The organism is Streptomyces bottropensis ATCC 25435 (assembly GCF_000383595.1).
In the GTDB taxonomy this organism is placed as follows: Bacteria; Actinomycetota; Actinomycetes; order Streptomycetales; family Streptomycetaceae; genus Streptomyces; species Streptomyces bottropensis.
Window position 1 is genome coordinate 4,817,320 of record NZ_KB911581.1, and the last position, 19,043, is coordinate 4,836,362.

The 19,043-nt window shown below is 71.6% G+C and carries 23 protein-coding genes and 2 pseudogenes; 18 read left to right on the forward strand and 7 right to left on the reverse strand.

What is annotated here, in order from left to right; all coding sequences use genetic code 11:
• Window positions 1–17 precede the first annotated feature (17 nt).
• From STRBO_RS0121270 to STRBO_RS0121280, 3 genes are read left to right on the forward strand one after another with little or no spacing between them, the layout of a single operon-like run.
• The gene (locus tag STRBO_RS0121270) at window positions 18–377 is read left to right on the forward strand and encodes a hypothetical protein (RefSeq protein ID WP_051085222.1); all 360 of its coding nucleotides are present in this window, start codon (window positions 18–20) and stop codon (window positions 375–377) included.
• Window positions 374–1,303: a sensor histidine kinase gene (locus STRBO_RS0121275; RefSeq protein WP_028796775.1), complete on the forward strand. Its 930-nt coding sequence runs from the start codon at window positions 374–376 to the stop codon at window positions 1,301–1,303. The genes STRBO_RS0121270 and STRBO_RS0121275 overlap by 4 nt, the downstream gene beginning before the upstream one ends.
• Window positions 1,304–1,345: 42 nt before the next feature.
• On the forward strand, window positions 1,346–1,774 hold the full coding sequence (locus STRBO_RS0121280) for a VOC family protein (RefSeq protein WP_005474016.1): 429 nt from the start codon (window positions 1,346–1,348) through the stop codon (window positions 1,772–1,774).
• Window positions 1,775–1,785: 11 nt separating this feature from the next.
• Here STRBO_RS0121280 and STRBO_RS0121285 read toward each other — a convergent pair whose 3' ends face one another.
• Window positions 1,786–2,622, reverse strand: coding sequence for a restriction endonuclease (locus STRBO_RS0121285; protein WP_037627456.1), 837 nt, complete (start codon window positions 2,620–2,622; stop codon window positions 1,786–1,788).
• Window positions 2,623–2,729: 107 nt separating this feature from the next.
• Here STRBO_RS0121285 and STRBO_RS0121290 point away from each other — a divergent pair, with 107 nt between their 5' ends.
• Entirely contained in the window at window positions 2,730–3,893 is a 1,164-nt protein-coding gene (locus tag STRBO_RS0121290; protein ID WP_005474012.1) for a beta propeller repeat protein, read from the forward strand.
• A gap of 40 nt (window positions 3,894–3,933) precedes the next feature.
• On the opposite strand, the gene STRBO_RS0121295 is transcribed toward STRBO_RS0121290, so the two are convergent.
• Window positions 3,934–5,064, reverse strand: coding sequence for a hypothetical protein (locus STRBO_RS0121295; RefSeq protein WP_005474010.1), 1,131 nt, complete (start codon window positions 5,062–5,064; stop codon window positions 3,934–3,936).
• A gap of 152 nt (window positions 5,065–5,216) precedes the next feature.
• On the opposite strand from STRBO_RS0121295, the gene STRBO_RS0121300 reads away from it, so the two are divergent.
• The gene (locus STRBO_RS0121300) at window positions 5,217–5,861 is read left to right on the forward strand and encodes a hypothetical protein (protein WP_020114741.1); all 645 of its coding nucleotides are present in this window, start codon (window positions 5,217–5,219) and stop codon (window positions 5,859–5,861) included.
• Here the strand turns inward: STRBO_RS0121300 and STRBO_RS44735 are convergent.
• Window positions 5,833–6,059 (reverse strand): annotated as a pseudogene (locus STRBO_RS44735) (aminotransferase class V-fold PLP-dependent enzyme); the annotation flags it as partial. The gene STRBO_RS0121300 and the pseudogene STRBO_RS44735 overlap by 29 nt on opposite strands.
• Before the next feature lie 197 nt (window positions 6,060–6,256).
• On the opposite strand from STRBO_RS44735, the gene STRBO_RS0121305 reads away from it, so the two are divergent.
• Window positions 6,257–7,120 (forward strand): LLM class flavin-dependent oxidoreductase, encoded by an 864-nt coding sequence (locus tag STRBO_RS0121305; protein ID WP_005474006.1) that lies wholly within the window; start codon window positions 6,257–6,259, stop codon window positions 7,118–7,120.
• Window positions 7,121–7,277: 157 nt separating this feature from the next.
• On the opposite strand, the gene STRBO_RS0121310 is transcribed toward STRBO_RS0121305, so the two are convergent.
• Window positions 7,278–8,429, reverse strand: a complete 1,152-nt coding sequence (locus STRBO_RS0121310) for a hypothetical protein (RefSeq protein WP_005474004.1) — start codon at window positions 8,427–8,429, stop codon at window positions 7,278–7,280.
• Window positions 8,430–8,839: 410 nt separating this feature from the next.
• Between STRBO_RS0121310 and STRBO_RS0121315 the strand changes: the two genes are divergently transcribed.
• The 8 genes and pseudogenes from STRBO_RS0121315 to STRBO_RS0121355 all read left to right on the forward strand — a co-directional run bounded on the left by STRBO_RS0121315 (window position 8,840) and on the right by STRBO_RS0121355 (window position 15,205).
• Window positions 8,840–9,466 carry a class I SAM-dependent methyltransferase gene (locus tag STRBO_RS0121315; protein ID WP_005474002.1) on the forward strand — a complete coding sequence of 209 codons (627 nt, stop codon included), beginning with the start codon at window positions 8,840–8,842 and terminating at the stop codon, window positions 9,464–9,466.
• 163 nt (window positions 9,467–9,629) lie between these two features.
• A complete protein-coding gene (locus STRBO_RS0121320) occupies window positions 9,630–10,211 on the forward strand; it encodes a DUF1707 SHOCT-like domain-containing protein (protein WP_005474001.1) in 582 nt (193 codons plus the stop codon).
• A gap of 59 nt (window positions 10,212–10,270) precedes the next feature.
• A complete protein-coding gene (locus STRBO_RS0121325) occupies window positions 10,271–11,161 on the forward strand; it encodes an endonuclease/exonuclease/phosphatase family protein (RefSeq protein WP_005473999.1) in 891 nt (296 codons plus the stop codon).
• Between the two features lie 802 nt (window positions 11,162–11,963).
• Window positions 11,964–12,989, forward strand: a complete 1,026-nt coding sequence (locus STRBO_RS0121330; RefSeq protein WP_005473997.1) for a trypsin-like serine peptidase — start codon at window positions 11,964–11,966, stop codon at window positions 12,987–12,989.
• 66 nt (window positions 12,990–13,055) lie between these two features.
• Entirely contained in the window at window positions 13,056–13,283 is a 228-nt protein-coding gene (locus STRBO_RS0121335; RefSeq protein ID WP_005473994.1) for a hypothetical protein, read from the forward strand.
• A 268-nt stretch (window positions 13,284–13,551) separates the two neighbouring features.
• Window positions 13,552–14,463, forward strand: a pseudogene (locus STRBO_RS0121345) (aminoglycoside phosphotransferase family protein).
• 130 nt (window positions 14,464–14,593) lie between these two features.
• Complete coding sequence (locus STRBO_RS43800; RefSeq protein ID WP_005473988.1) at window positions 14,594–14,764, forward strand: hypothetical protein; 171 nt, start codon at window positions 14,594–14,596, stop codon at window positions 14,762–14,764.
• Between the two features lie 150 nt (window positions 14,765–14,914).
• The gene (locus STRBO_RS0121355; RefSeq protein ID WP_005473985.1) at window positions 14,915–15,205 is read left to right on the forward strand and encodes a hypothetical protein; all 291 of its coding nucleotides are present in this window, start codon (window positions 14,915–14,917) and stop codon (window positions 15,203–15,205) included.
• Between the two features lie 36 nt (window positions 15,206–15,241).
• On the opposite strand, the gene STRBO_RS0121360 is transcribed toward STRBO_RS0121355, so the two are convergent.
• Window positions 15,242–15,892, reverse strand: a complete 651-nt coding sequence (locus tag STRBO_RS0121360) for a maleylpyruvate isomerase family mycothiol-dependent enzyme (protein WP_020114745.1) — start codon at window positions 15,890–15,892, stop codon at window positions 15,242–15,244.
• A gap of 106 nt (window positions 15,893–15,998) precedes the next feature.
• On the opposite strand from STRBO_RS0121360, the gene STRBO_RS0121365 reads away from it, so the two are divergent.
• The gene (locus STRBO_RS0121365; protein ID WP_005473981.1) at window positions 15,999–16,439 is read left to right on the forward strand and encodes a MarR family winged helix-turn-helix transcriptional regulator; all 441 of its coding nucleotides are present in this window, start codon (window positions 15,999–16,001) and stop codon (window positions 16,437–16,439) included.
• 114 nt (window positions 16,440–16,553) lie between these two features.
• Complete coding sequence (locus STRBO_RS0121370; protein WP_005473979.1) at window positions 16,554–17,252, forward strand: 2-phosphosulfolactate phosphatase; 699 nt, start codon at window positions 16,554–16,556, stop codon at window positions 17,250–17,252.
• Between the two features lie 164 nt (window positions 17,253–17,416).
• Here the strand turns inward: STRBO_RS0121370 and STRBO_RS0121375 are convergent, their stop codons facing one another.
• Entirely contained in the window at window positions 17,417–17,644 is a 228-nt protein-coding gene (locus STRBO_RS0121375) for a hypothetical protein (RefSeq protein WP_237547495.1), read from the reverse strand.
• A gap of 106 nt (window positions 17,645–17,750) precedes the next feature.
• On the opposite strand from STRBO_RS0121375, the gene STRBO_RS0121380 reads away from it, so the two are divergent.
• Window positions 17,751–17,990 (forward strand): hypothetical protein, encoded by a 240-nt coding sequence (locus STRBO_RS0121380; protein ID WP_005473974.1) that lies wholly within the window; start codon window positions 17,751–17,753, stop codon window positions 17,988–17,990.
• Window positions 17,990–18,367, forward strand: a complete 378-nt coding sequence (locus tag STRBO_RS0121385) for a hypothetical protein (protein WP_005473972.1) — start codon at window positions 17,990–17,992, stop codon at window positions 18,365–18,367. Before STRBO_RS0121380 ends, STRBO_RS0121385 begins: the two co-directional genes overlap by 1 nt.
• A gap of 112 nt (window positions 18,368–18,479) precedes the next feature.
• Here the strand turns inward: STRBO_RS0121385 and STRBO_RS41820 are convergent, their stop codons facing one another.
• Complete coding sequence (locus STRBO_RS41820) at window positions 18,480–18,653, reverse strand: CsbD family protein (protein ID WP_005473970.1); 174 nt, start codon at window positions 18,651–18,653, stop codon at window positions 18,480–18,482.
• Window positions 18,654–19,043 lie beyond the last annotated feature (390 nt).

The window sequence follows — 19,043 nt, forward strand, 5'->3', positions numbered from 1 at the left end:
AGGCAGGGGGAGAGGGCGTGGACGTCTCTGATGGTGCGCACAGGACGGTGCCGGGGTCGCCGCGTGGCGGCGCGGTGCTGGAGATCCGCTCTCTGCCCGGTCGTCCTGGTATTCGTGCTGCAGGAGAAATCAACGTGATCACCCGCTTGTTCTGGGAACAAGGACTGGAGGACCTGGCGCGCCTCCATACGGAGGTCTCCTTCGTGGAACTGTCCGATCTGATGTCCATCGATGTGGGTGGCACCGCGGCGCTGGCGGTCACCGCGCAGCGACTGGGCAGCGGCCGGATCGTCGTGGACCGTCCGCCGCCGGAGCTGGAGCGCATCCTGCACATCTTCTGGCCCGGCCATACGGGGATCGAGGTGGCAGGACGATGAGTACGGCCCTCCCCGTCGAACCTTTTGTGCACCCCGCGCTGTTCTACCGGGGCGAGGAGCAGTACACGGCGGGCACGGTGCCGTTCCTGGCGGAGGGCCTGGCCGCCGGAGAGGCTGTCGCCGTCGCCGTTCCCGGCCCCAACCTCGAACTGATCAAGGCCGGGATGGGAGCGAGCGCCGCCGAGGTCGAGTTCCTCGACATGACCCGGGTGGGCCGCAACCCGGGGCGGATCATCCCCGGTGTCCTGCGGGCCTTTGCCGACGCGCACCCGGCGGGCCGGGTGCGGATCATCGGCGAGCCGATCTGGGCCGGCCGTTCGGCCGTGGAGTACCCGGCGTGCGTCCAGCACGAGGCGCTCATCAACGCGGCCTTCCAGGGCCGCGAGGTGACGATCCTGTGTCCCTACGACGCGGACGCGCTGGAACCGGAGGTGCTCACCGACGCGTACGCCACGCATCCCGTCGTCATCGACACCGGTGTCGAACTGACCAGCGACGCCTACGATCCCGACCACGTCGTCGCCCGTTACAACCAGCCGCTCGTCTGCCCGCCCGGAGCCGCGTCGCTGCCGTTCGACGCGGAGGCACTTCCCGAGGCGCGCGCCTTCGCGGTGCGGGAGGCCCGGCAGCTGGGCCTCGCCGAGGACCGGCGACAGGATCTGATGCTCGCGGTGGCGGAACTGACCACCAACAGCGTGGTGCACGGCGGTGGCACGGGAACCCTGCGGATCTGGGCGGACGGCGAGCAGATCGTCTGCGAGGTCCACGACCGTGGTCGGCTGACCGACCAGATGGCCGGCCGCCGGCCGCCGGCCCGTGACCAGTTGGGCGGGCGGGGCCTGATGCTGGTCCACTACGTCTCCGACCTCGTACGCCTGCACACCGCCCCGGACAGCACCACCGTCCGCTTCTACCTCCACCGCTGACGGCCCCCGCCCCGCCCGCGACGAGCGGGGTAGGGTGCGCCGATGTCAACGATCAGGAAGTTCCAGGTCACCTTCGACTGCGCGGAACCCGAGCGCCTCGCCCGCTTCTGGTGCGAGGTCCTGGGGTACGCCGTACCGTCACCGCCGAAGGGCTTCGACACCTGGGACGACTTCAACGCCTCCCGGCCCCCGGAGGAACGGGGTTCGTGGTTCGCCTGCGGTGATCCCTCGGGTGTCGGCCCGCGCCTGTACTTTCAGCGCGTCCCCGAGGGCAAAGCCGCCAAGAACAGGGTGCATCTCGACGTGCGGGTCGGCACCGGACTCGTGGGCGAGGAGCGGCTGGCCACGCTGGAGGCCGAATGCACCCGCCTGCTCGCGCTCGGCGCGGTACGTGTGCGGCTCCTGTACGACGGCAGCGATTCCTGCATCGTGATGCAGGACATCGAGGGCAACGAGTTCTGTCTCGACTGAACGGGCCGTCCTCATCCGGCCGTCCACTCCGCCAGGGGGGCCTCCCAGGGCCGGGCGCCGGTGCCGTCCGTCCATGTCCGCAGTGTCTCCCGGTCCACGCACACGATCCCGCACCGGTCGGCGTACTCCAGTGCCGGAGCGGTGAAGTCGCTGGTGGTGACCAGCACGGCGACATCAGCCTCGTGGACGGTGAAGCAGGTGCCGCCGAAGCGCTGCAGATCCTGGGAGCCGACGCGGTGGGAGTCGCCGTACTGCTTGCACTGGATGACGACCCGGCACCCGTCGGGGGCCACGGCGACGACATCGGCGCCCAGGTCCCCGGCCCCTCCCACGACGTCGACCGCCGTGCAGCCGTCGCGTGCGCAGAGGGCTGCGATCGCCTCCTCGAACTCGTCCGGCGTCAGGGCGTCGTAGTCGACGTCGACGGTGGCCTCGGCGGCCGGACGCGGACGGGGAATCGCCAGTACTTCAGCCTCAGCCTCTGCCTCCGCCTCTGCCTCCGCCTCTGCCTCAGTTTCAGCCTCAGTTTCAGCCTCGGCCTCGGCCTCGCTCTCGGCCTCCAGACGGGCGGCCGCCTCCCGCGCCGCCTCGTCGAGCGCCGCCGCCGCTCGGCGGGCCGCTCTCGCCACGTGCCACCGGCGACGCAGCCCCACGGAACCCGCGACACCCACGACCACCAGGACGAACACCCAGGCGGGGCGCCGCTCGACAGCGCCGGCCATCGTGTGGACCGCGAAGCCCAACGCGCACACGACCACGGCGAGAAGGACGAAGAACAAGGCGGTGGCGCGAAGGTCGAACCCTCGTCGGCGGTGCGCGGGCGGTGTACGGCGCGCGGATGTGGTCACGGCATGCCCCCTCATGAGACCGGTAAGAAGATCAACTGATCGTGTGCCCAAGATCGGGAACTTCACCGTCCGGCTGCCGCAGCGGGGCCACGTGGGAGGATGCGGCCATGGTGCGGCTCAGGGAACGCGGGTGGCGGGCGGCCGAGTTGGTGGCCGCGGTGGGTACGGCGGTGGCGCTCGGCGCCTGTGGACCCGCGGGCGCCGGGGGCTCCGCCGCGAGCGATCCCGACGGGGGGCGGGGCGGCGGCGGCCGGGAGGCGAGATACCAGCGCGTCATCGACGACCCCCATCCGCGTCCCGCCGATGTCGTCGAGGCGGCCGGCGCACCGTCCGGTGTCGCCCGCTCGGGTGACGGCTCACTGCTGCTGACGTACGACGCAGGCAACGTCGAGGACGACGAGGGGCCGGCCGCCACCGCCTGGCGCATCCTCGACCCGGCGGGCCGTACCGTCGCCGAGCACGCGGAACACGCGAACGCGGAGGCGGTGCGGACCGCGTTCGAGGGGGTGCCCGGGGGCTTCGTGAAGGTGCCTTCGGGGGAGGGAGGCGCAGAAGCGTACGGCCTCGACGTACGCGGCGAGCGGCACGAGGTCGTCGTCACCGACACCCCGCTGCGCACCCGCCCCGGCGACATCCTGCTCGCCGCACCGGAGCCGACCCTTGTCTACCGCCCCGCCACACGCACGATGGCGCCCCCGGCCGAAGTGCCGGACGAGGCCATCGACTTCGCCGTCGACGAGCAGGGCACGATCTGGAGCCTGGAGCAGTCCCTCACCGACGACCCCCACCGGGTCGTACGGCAGCGCGACGGCCGCACCCTGGGCTCCGAGGCCGTCCCGCAGCCCTACGCGGGGACCGGCCTCGCCGCGCGGGGCGGCACCGCGGCGCTGGCCCTCACCCTGGACGAGGGTGTGCGCGGCCTGTTGGCGACGACGGACGACGGCGCGCACTGGCGCACGGTCCTCGACGGCGGCATTCCCTGGAAGGACCTGAAGCGGGGCGAGGAGTCGCTGGTCCTGGAGGTGCTCACGGACGGCCGGCTGCTCGTCGGCGAGGAAGGCGGCCGCTACTGGCTCGCCGACGACCGCGGCGACAGCACCTTCCACGAGCTGAGGACACCGGTGCCCTTCACGTCGTTCGCCGTCCACGGCACGACGCTCTACGGCATCGCGGACGCGGCGACGGCGACGTACGACCTGGTGAAGGGCGAAGGAGTGTGGACCTCTCGCGACGGCGGACGTCAGTGGCGGCGATTGGCGCAGCGCGGGTAGCACGCGGGCCACGGGTGGGCCCGGCCCCGTACCCCGGTCGTCACAGGCTCCAGACGCGCAAGGTGTCACCCGCCTCGGAGACCGTGTACCAGGTGCCGTCGCCGAGCGCCCTCGGCGGGCCGGACACCGGTTCGGGGTAGGCGATGCGGTCGCCCAGACCCATCAGGGACAGGTCGACGAGCCAGTGCCGGCCCTCCCCGTACTCCTCGTCGCTCTCGACCGTGCCGACGATGCCGGTCCTTTCGTCGAGGAAGCCTCCCTCGTAGTCCCAGAAGGCCTCGGTCGCGTCCTCGTCCTCGTCGTCCGCGTCCGCCTCGGGATGCGCCGGAACCGTGTCGGCGCCCAGCTCGGCCTCCACCGCACCGTCGGTCACCGCGTGCGCGGCCAGGGTGTCCTGATCGTGGGTGACTGTCAGGAGACGGTCGCCGGACGGGCTCACCGCCATGAGTATCCGGTCCTCGTCGTCGAAGTACGAGACGGAGAGCGTCCGGCCGTCCCAGCGTCCCCACCGCAGCAGGGCGCCCTCCTGGCCCTCCCCGATGGACAGGCCCATCTGGCTCGGATCCGGGTGGGGTACGTGGACCGATCCGGCGGCCGCCGCCCGCGCGTCCGCCCGTGCGAGCACATGCCCCTCGGCGGCGTCGACGACCAGCCATTCCTCCTTGGCAGGCTCGGCGGCCTCTCGTTCCCGCCCCTCCTCGGCGACGGGCCCTGGGACATGCGCCCACACCACGGTTCCGTCGGACGAGAATCCCGCCGATCCGCTGCTCGCGTAGCGATGGTCCCTGTCGTCGGCGTACTCGTCGTACGATCCGTGCGTCTCGTGCGGCTCGCGGCCCGTGCCGGCCCAGCAGTGGTGCCGAATCTCCCACCGCACCGCGCCGGTTCGGTCCACCGCCCGTACCGAGTGGACCCCGGCGAAGACGGCCAGGTCCAGGGTCGGTGCCACCGCGCACGTGCCGAAGCGGCGTGGCCAGGGCGCCGGGAAGCGGATCGGCTCGGACTCGCCCGATCCGTCCGTCGGCCGCTCCAGCACCCGCACCACCAGTTCGGTGTCGCCGCGCTGCACCAACAGCCGCTTCCCCGGCCCGTGCTCCGCGTACGGGGCGTCGGCCTCGGACGAGGAGAGGGGGGCGGGGTGCGTGGCGACGAGGCGAGCCGATGCGGTCACGGGTTCTCCGGCGTACGAAGGGATCTTGCGGACACCCTACGAGGGGGCACCGACAACGCGGTCGACCGGGCCGAGGGGAGGGACAGACGGCCGTTCGGCCCGTGAGAGCCTTGCCGTGACCGTGATCGACGTCGAACCCCGGAGTGTGGGACATGACCGTCAACCGGCCGGGGCTGCCCGGGGACCTGCCGTCGGCGGAGGTCCTGTGGGCGCGTTGGGCGCTCGTCGCCGTGCTGGAGGCCACCACGGCGGACGAGCGGGCGGGGCACCACCGCACGGGAACCTGGGTGGACGACGAAGGACTTCATCTGGACGACGCCGGCTGCACCTGGTGGGCCTTCGCACAGCGGGGCGCCGGCCGGTACGTCCTCTACGGCGAGGACGAGTCGAGTCAGGTCAAGTGGCACGAGCCGCCGGTCGACATGCTCGCCGGTGCCCCCGCGTGGCTCCCGCACGAGCGACTGCGGGACCTGCTGGAGGGCTGCGAACTCGGCTGCGTCTACTGGTACGAGAACGGCACCTGGGCCCGGGCCCCGTACCCGTCCACCCTGAAGGACGACGGCCTCGACTGCGGTGTGAGCCGCTTCGTCGACAGGACGGACGTCCTCCAGGTGATCGCCGACGAGGACCACGGCGCCCTGCCGGCCCACGACGCCGCGACGCTGCTGGACCATGCCGAGAGCTACCGGCTGACGCAGGACCTCCTGTTCTCCCTCGCCACGGGACTCGACCGGCGGGCACCGGAACGGCCCGCCATGGTCAGGGCGTGGGAACGGGCGGGCCTGCAACGGCCGTAGACCTGCCGGCGAGCAGCGTGAAGAACCCGCCGCACGCGGCGTCGACGTGCACCCGGACGCCGTGGCGCTCCGCGAGAGGGACGATCTCATGGACGGGTCGACGGCTCCCAGGCCGGTGGTTCCGGTGGTGACGACGACTGTGCCGACCTGCCCGGTGCGCAGGACGTCCTCCAGTGCCGCGAGGTCCATGCGGCCGCGTCGGCCGCCGTCGAATACACCCGGCTGACCAGTGCTCTCCGCGAGATCGACAAGGCGCTGCGCCAGGCCGCCGAATGACAGTCGCCCGCACCTGACAGCAACCGCCCTCCGGGAGCCGGTTCCCGAGCGCTCGGCCGGCACGGTCAGGCGGTATACGCCGTTGATCCACTCGTCGTCCGCCGCGTAGGTTCCCTCGTATGACGAACCTACGGATCGGTGTGATGCACGACCGCGACCGGGCCCCGGAGGGACTGCCCGAGTTCGCGCGGCGGGCCGAGGCGCTCGGTGTGGACGACCTGTGGGTGGTGGAGGATCTCGGCTGGAACGGTGGCGTGTCGGCGGCGGCCGTCGCCCTGGGCGCGACGGACCGCCTGCGGGTGGGCATCGGCATCGCCCCGGCCCCGCTGCGCAGCCCGGCGCTGCTGGCGATGGAACTCGCCACGCTGGCCCGGGTGTTCCCCGGGCGGCTGGTCGCCGGCATCGGGCACGGCGTGCGGGAGTGGATGGTCCAGGTCGGTGCCGCTCCCCGCTCCCCGCTGGCCCTCCTGGAGGAGACCATCACCTCCGTGCGCGCACTGCTGCGCGGCGAGCGGGTCGAGCTGACGGGACGTGAAGTACGGCTCGACGGAGTCAAGTTGGTGCATCCGCCGACCGAGGTGCCGCCGGTCGTCGCGGGTGTGGTGCGCCCTCGTTCCCTCGAACTGTCCGGCCGGGTCGCCGACGGCACACTGATCGCCGAGGGCCATGGTCCGCGCGATCTGGAACAGATCCGCGAGCTGACCTCCAAGGGCGCCGCCGGCGACCACACCCTGACCGTCTTCGCCTTCGCGTGCGTCGGTGACGACCCCGACGAGGTGGCCCGCACCCTCCACCCCCACACGGAGGGCCACGGCGCCTGGCTGGGCCGCCCCCAGGAGGAGGTCTTCACCGTCTCCGGCGACGCCGCGCGGGCCGCCGACGGCATCCGCGAACTCGCGGCGGCCGGCGCGGACACGGTCGTCCTGCGCTTCGTGGGCGAGGACCCGCTCGGGCAGCTGGAGGCCGTGCTCGCGGCCCGGTGAGCATCCCCGGCCTACGTCGCGAGGGGTCGCGACGGGGGCCTGACATCCCACGACCGAGTGAACTGCCCTGCCCCGCAAGGGTGCGCAGGCGTACGGGACGCCGATGGTGAGGCGTGGGCCGGCCCGGTGCCCCGGGACGGCCCCCGGCGCCGACCGGTCAGTGCTCGGGGCCGGCCGGAGGGGTGTCCGTGTTCTCCCGGCTCTCGTTCTCCCCGTTCCCCCGGCCCTGGTTGTCCGGGTCCCGGTCCTGGGGCCGGGCGGCGGGGCGCAGGGTCTTGGCACCGCCCTTGAAACGCTCCAGTGTGCGCGTCAGTTGCTGGAACGCGGACGTCGCCGGCGCCCCGGACGGCGGCAGCGCGGCGGGAGCGGCCTCGGCGGCCTCGCGATAGGCGGCGAGGGCCTCGTGGGCGCGCTCGGTCGCCTCCCGGTACAGGTCCCGGGACTCCGTCATGGCCTTCAGCGCCTCGGCGTACGCGGCGACACGTTGCCGTTCCCGCACGAGTTCCTCCTCCAGCGTGAGAAGGTGCCAGTCCTTGCGCAGCGCGGTCAGGTGGTCGTCGGCACCGTCCGGCAACGGCCGGAGCAGGGTGTCGAACCGCGTCACCGCCGCGACGAGGTCGACCGGCTCGGAACCGTCGAGGAACACCGTCCGTACGGTGAAGTCCTCCGCGGCGTACCCGGACGGGGCCGGGGCTCCGGGTAGCACCGCCGCACCACCGCGCGGCACCTCCACGTCGAACTCCCGCAGCGCCCAGTTCATGACCCGCAGCTGATGCGGTGCGGCCCGGTGCTCGACGATCCGGTGACGCAGGCTCGGCGGCAGCCAGCGTGCCAGCGGCAGGCGGCCGCGCTCGTCCGTGGTCATGGCCTCGTGGACGACGACGTGCACGCCCCATCCGCTGCGCCCGGAGTCCCTGAGCACACGCCGTACGTCCTTGTCGTCCTCGGGCAGGGCGTTGATCCTGCTCAGCGACAGGCCTGCGGCGGCGTCGTGGTCCCAGTCGCCGTACTCCGGCCAGAAACGGGTGACGGGGGACGGCCACGCCGGGTCCCACGGCTGTTCCGCCTCCGCGAGCAGGGTCCACTCCCGTCCGCCGCCCAGATCGGGCGCGAGACTGAGCCGGGCGCGTACGGTCACCTCGCCGGCGACCCGCCACCGGGCCTCGAAGACCCGCTCCGGCGAGTCGCCGCCGGCGTCCGGCACCTCCAGGAAGTCGTCGATGGCCTGGCTGTCCTTCAGCCGGCGCAGGGTGCGGCGGAGTACGTCCTCCGCGTCGGGCCCTACGTGGCGGCCGCGAGCCGGCCACACCGTGGAAGGAGTCGTGGGACGAACTGGGGAAGTCGGCATGAGTCCATCGGGGAGCAGGGGCACACGTGCGCATACCAGTATCGCCGCCGTGGCCCGGAGGAGATCACCCGGGGTCCCGCCCGGCCGCGCGTCCCTGCCGCGAAACCGTCCCGGAGAGGTCCAGCGCTGCCCTCGTCTGCCCGGTAGGGGCACATACCGCGACAGGGCAGCCGCGTTCCGGGGACGGCGTCGACCGTGGCCGCTTCGGCCACCAGTTCGTCCTCTCCGACAGAGTGGAGTGTGGCTGCCGGGTTGACCGGCTCCTGTTTCCTGCGGACGTCCGGCCAGCGGCATAAGGTGCGAGGGCACCGTCCTCACCTCCGCTCTGTCGGGTGAGGCCGACTCCGAGCCGACCGGAAGGCACGCTGCACATGACCGGGGAACGCGACCGTTGGGCGGAACTGACCGGCGGACAAGCCGGAGAGGAGTACTCCCGGCGCTTCGCTCGGCTCGCCGAGTCGGGCCACGACGTCCACGGTGAGGCGACCTTCTGCGCCGAACTGCTGGAGGCTCCCGCCCGGGTACTCGACGCCGGCTGCGGCACCGGCCGGATCGCGATCCGGCTCGCCGAACTGGGGCACGAGTGCGTCGGCGTGGACGTGGACCCCTCGATGCTCGCCGTCGCCCGCCGCGACGCCCCCGCTCAGGAGTGGCTCCTCGGCGACCTGGCCCACCTCGACACCCTCGGCCCGAAGCCGGACTTCGACCTGGTGCTCGCCGCCGGAAACGTCATCCCCCTCCTGGCCCCCGGCACCGAACCGGCCGTCGTCCGGCAGTTGGCCGCCGCGCTGCGCCCCGGTGGACTGCTGGTCACGGGCATGGGACTGGATGCGGCGCACCTGCCGCTGTCCGAACCAACCCTGACTTTGCGGGAGTTCAACCACTGGTGCGCCGAGGCCGGGCTCACCCTGCGGCAGCGTTACGCGACGTGGAGCGGCGACCCCTACGAGGACGGCTGCGGCTACGCCGTGAGCGTGCACTCCCGACCCACCACCTGAGTACGCGCCTGCCCGCCTGAGTACGCGCCTGCCCACGACCGTCCTCCACGCCCGCGCACAGCGGCGGACGCCCCGCGCCCCCGGGGACCTTGGCGCGCGCCGACTGGATACCTTGGCGCGTTCGCGTCATCGGCAGGGCGACGGGCGGCAGTAAGGTGCGACGGTGACCACCCTGCCGGAGGACCGGACGCCACCGATCGGCGACGAGGACCGCGACACCGCCGTGCGGCGCGTGCAGGAGGCGTACGCCGAAGGGCACATCGCGCACGACGACCTGGACCAGCGACTGCACCTGGTCCTGACGGTGGCGACGCAGGGCGAACTCGTCGCGGTCCTGGCAGACCTCCCAGAGGGGAACGGGGCGGTCACGTCCACGATTGCCGCCGCGAGTGGACGAATCCGGCGGCGGGGCGGATGGCGGGTACCTCGGTTCTTGAAGGTCGAGTCCGCATGCGCGAAGGTGCGCCTGGATCTGTCGCGGGCCGTCATCGAGCACGCGGTGATCGACATCGAACTGCGACTCGGTACCGGCGGGGCCAGGATCACGGTGCCTCGCGACGCGGTCGTCGACATCGAGGGCCTGCGTACCGGATGGAAGGATTCGCGCTACAGAACTCCGCGTCGCCGCAACGCCGTTGGGCCGAAGATCCGGATCTCCGGGGTGATGGGGTTCGGGCGGTTGCGGATCCGCCACGCGCGACAGCTGACCCCCTTCCGTCGCTCCAGGAGCCGCCGCGCTGCCTGAACGGGCTGTCGAGCCCGGGCCCACGCGCATGAGCGTTGACAGCTTCCTCCCCTACCCTCGTGCGTGAACGTGGAGACGTCGGATGCCACGGGACCCACATCGAGGAGGCGGCGGTGTTCGGAAGAGGCACGCGGCTGTTCGCGGGTGTCGTGGTGGTGGCCTGCGTGGCGCTCGTCGGCCCCAGCGCACCGGGCGATGCCCTGTTCGCCAGGACACTGCCCGTGGACGCCATCAAGGATGTCGACCCGAACCGTGTCATGACGTGGAACATCTGCAACCCCTGCGACGAGAGCAACGTCGACCGGGCCGCCGAGATCGCCGCGGTGGCGCCCCAGGTCATCGGCCTGCAAGAGGCGTGCGTGCGTGACGTGGAGAGGATCCGGGAGTACCTGGAGACTTTCCACGGGCTGGTCTATCACGTCGAGTACGGCTCCGTTTTGCGGAGTTGGAGCCGGTGCGGGGGAGTGCCGTGGAGTCCGGGGGGCTTCGGGCAGGCCATTCTCTCGGCGGTGCCGCTGACGGACCGGGTCGGCGTGGAGTACCCCGACGGCGGGTCGGAGGACCGTGGATACACGGCGGTCACCGCGACAGTGGGTGGCCGGCAGGTGCGGGTCTTCAACACGCACCTCGCCCAGCGGCGCCAGGAGGCGATCCGGGCGGACCAGATCGAGGTGCTCGCCGCGGACGTCGCCCGGTACGACCGCGCGATCGTTCTCGGTGACTTCAACGCGGTGCCCGACTCCGCCGAGATCGCCCCGATGTGGGACGTGGCCACGGACGCGGACTCCGCCTGCAGACCCCCGTCCACGGGGGCCTGCGGGCTGACCACCGACTGGCAGAGCAAGTTCGACTACATCTTCCTGCGGGGCATCTCCCCGCTGGGGCAAGGGGTGGAGCTCTCCGAGTCCTCGGACCATAATCTGGTGCACGCCGACCTGGACCTGACCTGAGCTGACCAGCGGTGGTCCTGGGGGCTGCGCGGGCGTGGGGGACGTCGGGTCGTTGGCGTCTCAGAGGCTTTGCGGGCGGCCGCCGCAGGTGAGTACCCGTATTTACGGAGGCAGGCGGAGGCAGGCGGAAGCCGTACCGGGGCGGCCGCGCGTGCCACCACTGCCGTCACCGTCCACATCAAGCCGCGGTGGGCCCTCTGAAGCTCAGTGGCGCCCGATCCACGACCATCGCGACTCCAGCCACCCCGAGTTGCGACATCGCATCAAGTCCCTGCGCGTAGAAGCGGACACCTGATCAGCAGGAACAGCGAAACGATGCCGGAGTGTCAGGAGGGGGCGACCGGACGGCCTCCCCCTCGCGGCTGGTTCCGGCGTACCACCGACTGGGCACGCGCGTCCGCCGGCGCTCCCGCTCCTCCTGTCGATGGCACGGACCCGCCAGATATGCCCGGCGTGGCTGTCCAGCCGTACCCCCGTGCGCGGCCGGTTCGCGACAGCCACGGGTGCGGCGGCCGTCTCACCCACCGATACCGGCCGGGCTCGGAGTGAAGCCGGCCCCGACTTCCGCCCGCTGCGAGACGGCCGCGCCACGGGCCGAGCCGGCGCACACGACGGACAGTCCGCGAAACAAGCGGTAATTCCGGACCGGCCGAAAAAGAAGGACACGGTAAAGCGCAGAACAGAGCGGCTGATCCGAGGCTGTTTCGCGCGTTCCCGGCCCGCCTAGGTTCGCTGTGCTCCGCACCCTGATCGGTCATGCCGTCAGAAATACGCACTCCAACGATTATCGAAGGAGAAGTTCGTGCGCAGTCTCAGACACTCCATACTTCCGCTGGCCGCGGCCACCGTACTCGCCCTGATCGGTGCCGGAACGGCCGAGGCGGCGCCCGCCCTGGGCCAGGCCAGAGCCGAGAGCAGCGCAGGTGCCGTCACCGCCGCCGGCAACGACACGACCAGCGTCGACCGGACCGCGCGGCTGTCGAACGGGGCCCCCGTCGACTCGGCCAAGGATGCCGCGGCACTGGCGCGCTTCTGGACACCGGAACGGATGGCGAAGGCCATCTCGCTCGACAACGTGGCCACCTCGTCGCGGAAGGACCTCGCCAAGCCGGCCGGGCCCACCGGGACGCCCGGAACCATTCCGTCAGCCCCCGCGCGCACGCACACCGCATCCGTGCGCATCAATGAATCCGCCGCGGTGGGCAAGGTGTTCTTCACCAACCCCGGCAACGGCGGCACCTACGCGTGTTCGGCGAGTGCGCTCAACAGCGGATCCAAACAGATGGTCGTCACGGCCGGGCACTGCGTCCACGGCGGCAGTGGCGGCACATGGATGACAAACTGGGTCTATGTGCCGCGCTACCGTTCCGGAGCCCGTCCGTTCGGCACTTTCGCCGCCAAGCAGATGCGTACGTTCAACGCCTGGATCAACAGCAGCGATCTCCGGCGGGACGTCGCCATGGTGACCACGTGGCCGCTCAACGGCAACAAGATCGTCAACGTCACCGGCGGACACGGGATGAGCTGGAACTTCTCGCGCACGCAGCCCATCACCATCATGGGCTACCCCGGGAACTTCGACAGCGGGGAACTCCAGTGGGCGTGCACGGGCACCACACGGGCGGCCGGTGACGGCGGCATCGAGCTGCAGTGCAACTTCGGCGGCGGCTCCAGCGGTGGACCGTGGCTTCGGGAGTTCAACGACTCCAACGGTCTCGGATCGGTCAACGGGGTGATGAGCACCGTCACTTCGACCGGCTGGAACGAGGCCGCCTACTTCGACGACGCGGTCAAGGCGATGTACGACGCCCAGGGCAACGTCACCTGACGGACCCGGGGACCGGCCACCCGACATCGCACCCGGAGATCGGGCACAGGACAAGGAGACCCTTCCATGCGTCGCAGCAGCCTGAGTCGCTGGGCGGCAGCCGCCGGCCTCGTCGCCGTGGTCGTGGCGGTGGCGGCCTGGCGCACCGCGGCCACCGCCTCGGACTCCGAGGCACAGCCGGAGCCGGGAAGCACGGTCAACGAGGTACGGCAGGACCCGAAGACGGTCCGGGACCACTGGACGCCTGAGCGCATGCGCGAAGCACAGGACGCGCCCATGCCGAAGCGCGACTGACGGCGGACGGGTCGCAACGAGCAGGGCACCAGGGCGCGGGGCGGCGAGTCACTCTCGCCGCCCCGCGATCCTGTACGGACAGGCGCCGTGCCCGGGCCGTGCGCCGGGCGCGCCCCGGACCACCAGGGTGCCTTCCGCCGGACGGCCACGTACCACCGTGGACGACGCTCGACCGCCTGAAGACGACCAGAGTGCTGCGGCGGGCGAGTTCCTCGGCCGGTGGACAGACCCCAACCCCAGAGCCCAACCCCGGCTAGCGTTGGCCCACATGACAGTGACGGAGTTGGACATCACCGAGGACCTGATCCGGGATCTGCTGCGCGAGCAGTACCCCGATCTGGCGGATCTGCCCCTGAAGCTCGGAGCGCGTGGCTGGGACAACCAGGTGTGGAGGCTCGGCGACGACCTCGCCGTCCGATTGCCCTGGGCGACGGAGTCCGCGGACGCGCTCCTGTACAAGGAACACATGTGGCTGCCGACCCTCGCTCCGCACCTTCCTCTGCCAACTCCCGTGCCACAGCACCTCGGTGAGCCCTCCGAACGGTTTCCCCGGCCCTGGCTCGTCACCACCTGAGTGCCCGGCGAACCCGCCGACCACGCCCCCGCCACGCGCACCGAGGAGGCGGCCGTCACCCTGGCCCACTTCCTCACCGCCCTCCACCGCCCCGCCCCCGACGGAGCGCCCACCGGCCGGGACCGCGGTGGTTCACTCGCCGACACCGCCGACCGCCTCACCCAAGGGCTCACCTCGGCCACCGAGTTGGGGCTCATCCGTGACCCGGAGGCCGTCCGCGCGGTCTGGGAGGACGCCGCGGCCGCACCCGAATGGACCGGCCCGAGACTCTGGCTCCACGGTGATCTGCACCCGGCCAACATCGTGACCAGGAACGGCACCTTCTGCGGCGTGATCGACTTCGGCGATCTCTTCGCCGGCGACCCGGCCTGCGACCTCTCCGGCGCCTGGAGCCTGCTGCCGGACGGCGCCGTCGACCTCTTCCACGAGACCTACCAGCCGAACCCGGACCCCGCGACCCTGCGCCGCGCTCGCGGCTGGGCGGTCCTGCGCGCCCTCGGCGGCATCCATATCGGACACGCCGGCCTCCACGGTCGTCCCGGCGGCAAGGCCACCTGGGGCCCACCCGCCCATGCCGCGCTGCGACGCCTCACGGCATCGGCCTGAGCCGGCGCGTACCACCGGCCAACGCAGAGGACACGGACGGCACATGGCGGCGAAGTGCCATGGACAGTCCGATGTCTGTCGCGCCGATACGGGGGCACACGGACCTCACCCATACGAAAGGAACCGCTCCATGCTGGGTATCGCCGCGGCAGTACTGTTCTTCTTCGCCTTCCTGATCAACGCCGCCGAGATCACGACGAACGACGTCTTCTCCTCCACGAACGTCATGCTCCTCGGCCTGATGCTCCTGGCCCTGCATGTCGCGGGAATCGGGAGTGGCTGGTCCGGCCGCAGACGCTGACGGATCGTCGACCGGGGTGGGAGCAAGGCGTGACGGCGTCTCGCTCCCACCCCGCCGTCTGCCCGCGCGGATGGTCAGGAGAAGAGGCACCGGAATTTCTTGTGGGCGCGGGGCCGGTGAATCGGTGAGAGATGGGGGTACACGGGCGGCATGGCACCGACAAATGATCACCTCCTGCCCGTGCGGGCCGTGCGACAGCTGCGCCGGATCCGCGCCTTCTACGCGACGGCCGTCTGTCTGTGGGCGTCATTGGCGGCTTGGGAGGGGTGGGAGCATCCCGGTAGTCGGCCCATGTGGGTGGCGGTGGTCCTGCTGGTGGTCTTCAGCGGGCTGTTCTCCGTGACGTCCCTGTGGTTGTGGCGTCATCGGACCGCTGCCGCGGGTGAACCCGCACACCGTTCCGCTCCGAGGAGGATCGCTCCCGTCCAGAGGACCGCCTGAGTCACCGAGTCGCTTCGGCGACGAAGGACGAGGTGATCACGGGGCCGGGATCCCAATCCATGACACTCCAGCGCGCTCGGCCCACACCTTGGCCGCCTCCGGGCGGCCGGTGAGCAGCAGGAGCAGGGCCGCGATCGGACCGCGGACCTCCTGGCCGTCTCCGCGCGTCCACTCGATGTCGGTGGCGACGAGCCGGCCCTTGGGCAGGGTCCAGGGGCGGGGCGGCATCCGCATGGTCCACACACGGTCGGCGGCGTCACGGGCGGCGGCCGGGGGCATCTCCCTCGTTCGGCCGAGCGCCAGCGCGATGTCCTGGCCGTGGACGAGGAGGTCGAGGAGCGGCTCGCGAGGAGAGGTGGTGGGTGCCAGTCGGCGGGAGCCGACGATCGAGCGGAGATTGCCGACGATCTCGGTCACGGGGAGCGCCGCCTCGCGTACGGCCGAGTCGTGGATGAGGCGGTTCCAGTTCCCGCGGGCCCGGAGCATCTCTCGTACGACCTGCCCGTACGAGAAGCGCGCCGCGATGGTCAGATGTGCGGCCACGTCCCGCACTCGCCAGTCCCCGCACCGGGTGCGCGTCTCCCACTCCTCGGGGCTCAGGCTCTCCAACAGGTCGGCCAGGCTCGTCCGTTCCTCGTCGACGATCCGCCAGAGCTCGTCGGTGTCCAGTGCTGCACCCACGGTCATCACCCACTCAAGTGGTAAGCTTCCCTGACTAAAGTAGTCAGGGAAGCTTACCAATGTCAAGAAAGAGCGGGCGGGTGTCGACGATGCTGCCGGAGGTGAGCCGACGATGGTGACGGCCGACGAGCCCAACACGGGCGTACTTCTGTTCCTGCCGTACCGAGCTCTGGAGAACCGGGTCTTCGCCGCTCTCGCCGAGGCCGGGTTCGACGACTTCACGCCGGCCCAGGCCCGGGTCATGCAGCGCATCGGCCCCCACGGCACCCGCCTCACCGAGCTGGCCGAGCAGGCCCAGATCACCAAACAGACCGCGGGCTTCCTCGTCGACCAGCTGGAGAAGGCGGGCTACGTCACCCGCGTCGCCGATCCGACCGACAGGCGGGCCCGCCTGGTGTGCGGCGCGGCCAAGGCCCGGGCGGCCAAGCGGGTCGCCGACGCGGTGGTCGCCGAGGTGGAGAAGGAGTGGGAGGAGCACCTGGGCAAGCGGCGGACGAAGCAGCTCCGGGAGGCGTTGCTGCTACTGAGGGAGATCACCGACCCGTGGCGTTAGGGTCCGTCGCCCGACCGACCTCCGCATGGCGGGGAAAGGAGGCCCGTCGGGCCGGCACGGCCGCGCGCCGGTCGAGGGACGCGTCGGTCGGTCCGAAGGCGGCAGAATGGTGCGATGGATCATCACTTCGTCGGCATCCCGGAGTTGACCGGCGTTCCCCGCGTCGCGGTCGTCATCGACGTCATGCGCGCCTTCACCGTGGCGGCCTGGGCTTTCTCGCGTGGCGTGGAGAAGATCGTCCTGGCCTCGACGGAGGGCGAGGCGCTCGCCCTGAAGGAAGCCCACCCGGGCTGGCTGGCCTTGAAGGACGGGCCGCCGGCGGAGGGCTTCGACGCGGTCAACTCGCCCGGCCTGCTCAGGTCACGCGACTTCACCGGGCGCACGCTGGTACAGAAGACGACGGCTGGAACCGTGGGCGCGCTGGCCGTCGCGAACGCACCGCTGGTCCTGTGCGCGAGCTTCGCCGTGGCCGGCCCGACCGCACGGTTTCTTCGGGCCAGGGAGGCGGGCCCCGTGACCTTCGTGGTCACCGGCGACGGTGGCCGGGCCGACGAGGACCTGGCCTGCGCCGAGTACATCGGCCGACGTATGGCCGGAGGTGATGTCGAGGCGGCTCCCTATCTCTCCCGCGCGAGGACGTCTCGTGCCGCGGCGGACCTCGCCGGTGGCCTGCGGAGCGGGTGGCACCCGGACGATGTCGATCTCTGCCTGGAGCTCGACAGGTTTCCGTTCGCCATGACCGCCGCTCAGGAAGGGCCGCTGATGGTGCTCCGACCCGTCGCGGTCCCCGCTGTCGTGCCCGACGCCCGCTGACTTGCCGGAACTTCGTCACTGCGAGGCCGGTGACGCGCGTCGTCCGATCCGGGTGAGGCCCGCCGTCCGCACCGGCCGTCAGGGTCCTCTGCGGAGCGCGTGGCGCGGACGGGGACGGGGGCCGCGTGCGAGACGGGAGCAGACGGCGGGCGACAGCGCGACGGTCACGGGAGCCGATAGACGGCTTCTCCCGGGTCCGGTCGCACGATGACCCTGTCCTCGGCCAAGGCTCGGAGATGGGTGCGGGCCGCCTTCCCCGCGGCCTCGTGGTCCTTCGGCTCGTGCCCGGCGACCCGCAGAGCCAGCACGGCGCGCTGCGTGTCCCACGTGCCCCCCAGGGCCTGAATCACCGCAGCGAGCGCCTGCTTGTGCGTCAGCGACGTATCGGTCATCGCATCCTCCCCCATCAGAATCCGCCACAGCATGCCACGCGCTGCCGCCCTCCCGGATCTGCCGCCTTCCCGGCCGCATCGCGGTAACAGCTGTTACCATGCTGGCATGGCGAAGAAGCAGTTGGGCGCGCGCGTGGATGAGGATGTGGCGGATCTCGCGAAGCGGCGTGCCGCGGACCTGGGGTTGAGCATCGGGGACTACCTCGCCCGGCTGGTGCAGGAAGACGCCAGCGGTCTGCGGGCCCGTGGGGTGGAGGCGGCCGCCCGCTTCCTGGCCGAACACCAGGCGGTCTTCGACGAGGCCGAGGACGCGCAGCAGACGCCTCGGGGAGCGCGCGCCGCCTGATGGACCTGCATATCGACGTCCCCTGGATTCTGCAGGTCGCCGAGGCCGCCGGGGCGAACGATCCGGCGCCTGACGACTACGGCGTCCCGATCTCGGCGGTGGCGCGCCACCGGGCCGAGCTGTTCGAGCAGCCCGTCTATGACGGCCGCTACGCCAAGGCCGCCGCTCTGGTGCACACGCTCGGCCGGTGCCGCTGGCTGGAGCGTTCGAACATGGCTGTCGCCGCCGCCACCGGCGTCATGTACCTCGAAGCGGCCGGGACGACCGTCAAGCCGACCCGCGAGGATGCCGTCGCCCTCAAGGATCTGCTCCTCGACCCCGCCTGTACGGCCGGGAAGATCGCCGCCCTGCTGCGAACCTGGCCCACCGCCACCTGACACGGCGGCGACGGCGTAGCCGCTCTGCCTGCGCCTACCGCGCCGCCGGGTGCGGGAAGCAGCCGACGGACCCCCGCGGGTCGGCGGGGGTCCGTCCAGGGGGTGTCGTTCGTCAGTGCCGGAAGACGTCCTTCGCCTTCTCCTTGGCCTGGCGGGCGTCGCCTTTCGCCTGGCCGCCGCGGCCTTCGGTCTCCATCTTCTCGTTGCCCAGGGCGCGGCCCGTCGCTTCCTTGGCCTTGCCCTTGACCTCTTCCTTCTTCGCCTTGGCCTTCTGGTCTCGTGCCACCGTTCATCACTCCCTGACAGCTCGGACCTCGGTGTCACTGCGGCAAGTAGCCCTCAGCGGGGCACCCAAACACGGCTCGGCGCGAGCACGGTTCCCGAAGCCCCGATGCGGACCGCGAACAGGGAGTCGCCGCCCAGCTCGAAGCAGTCGTCGCCGGGGCCGACACGAACGTCCCTCACGAGGTCGCCGGCCGGCTGAAGGAGGTCATGGAGACCACCGGGGAGACGGCCCAGGAAGGGGTGCCGGTCGCGGGTACCCGGGCCGGCCGATCGGGGCCGGACGGCATCCCGGGCCCGAACGGCCGATCGAGGTGCCGGGGCAGCCGCGGCGGCCGGACCCCGGTGAGCGGCGACTTCCTGGCCCGGCGGGCCTCGCCGTGCGGGCGCCGAC

Bases quoted from the DNA above. Each gene is read 5' to 3' on its own strand.
- STRBO_RS0121275 (WP_028796775.1), top strand. From the start codon at position 374: ATGAGTACGGCCCTCCCCGTCGAACCTTTTGTGCACCCCGCGCTGTTC.
- STRBO_RS0121280 (WP_005474016.1), top strand. From the start codon at position 1,346: ATGTCAACGATCAGGAAGTTCCAGGTCACCTTCGACTGCGCGGAACCC.
- STRBO_RS0121290 (WP_005474012.1), top strand. From the start codon at position 2,730: ATGGTGCGGCTCAGGGAACGCGGGTGGCGGGCGGCCGAGTTGGTGGCC.
- STRBO_RS0121300 (WP_020114741.1), top strand. From the start codon at position 5,217: ATGACCGTCAACCGGCCGGGGCTGCCCGGGGACCTGCCGTCGGCGGAG.
- STRBO_RS0121305 (WP_005474006.1), top strand. From the start codon at position 6,257: ATGACGAACCTACGGATCGGTGTGATGCACGACCGCGACCGGGCCCCG.
- STRBO_RS0121315 (WP_005474002.1), top strand. From the start codon at position 8,840: ATGACCGGGGAACGCGACCGTTGGGCGGAACTGACCGGCGGACAAGCC.
- STRBO_RS0121335 (WP_005473994.1), top strand. From the start codon at position 13,056: ATGCGTCGCAGCAGCCTGAGTCGCTGGGCGGCAGCCGCCGGCCTCGTC.
- STRBO_RS43800 (WP_005473988.1), top strand. From the start codon at position 14,594: ATGCTGGGTATCGCCGCGGCAGTACTGTTCTTCTTCGCCTTCCTGATC.
- STRBO_RS0121355 (WP_005473985.1), top strand. From the start codon at position 14,915: ATGGCACCGACAAATGATCACCTCCTGCCCGTGCGGGCCGTGCGACAG.
- STRBO_RS0121360 (WP_020114745.1), bottom strand. From the start codon at position 15,892: ATGACCGTGGGTGCAGCACTGGACACCGACGAGCTCTGGCGGATCGTC.
- STRBO_RS0121365 (WP_005473981.1), top strand. From the start codon at position 15,999: ATGGTGACGGCCGACGAGCCCAACACGGGCGTACTTCTGTTCCTGCCG.
- STRBO_RS0121370 (WP_005473979.1), top strand. From the start codon at position 16,554: ATGGATCATCACTTCGTCGGCATCCCGGAGTTGACCGGCGTTCCCCGC.
- STRBO_RS0121375 (WP_237547495.1), bottom strand. From the start codon at position 17,644: ATGACCGATACGTCGCTGACGCACAAGCAGGCGCTCGCTGCGGTGATT.
- STRBO_RS0121380 (WP_005473974.1), top strand. From the start codon at position 17,751: ATGGCGAAGAAGCAGTTGGGCGCGCGCGTGGATGAGGATGTGGCGGAT.
- STRBO_RS0121385 (WP_005473972.1), top strand. From the start codon at position 17,990: ATGGACCTGCATATCGACGTCCCCTGGATTCTGCAGGTCGCCGAGGCC.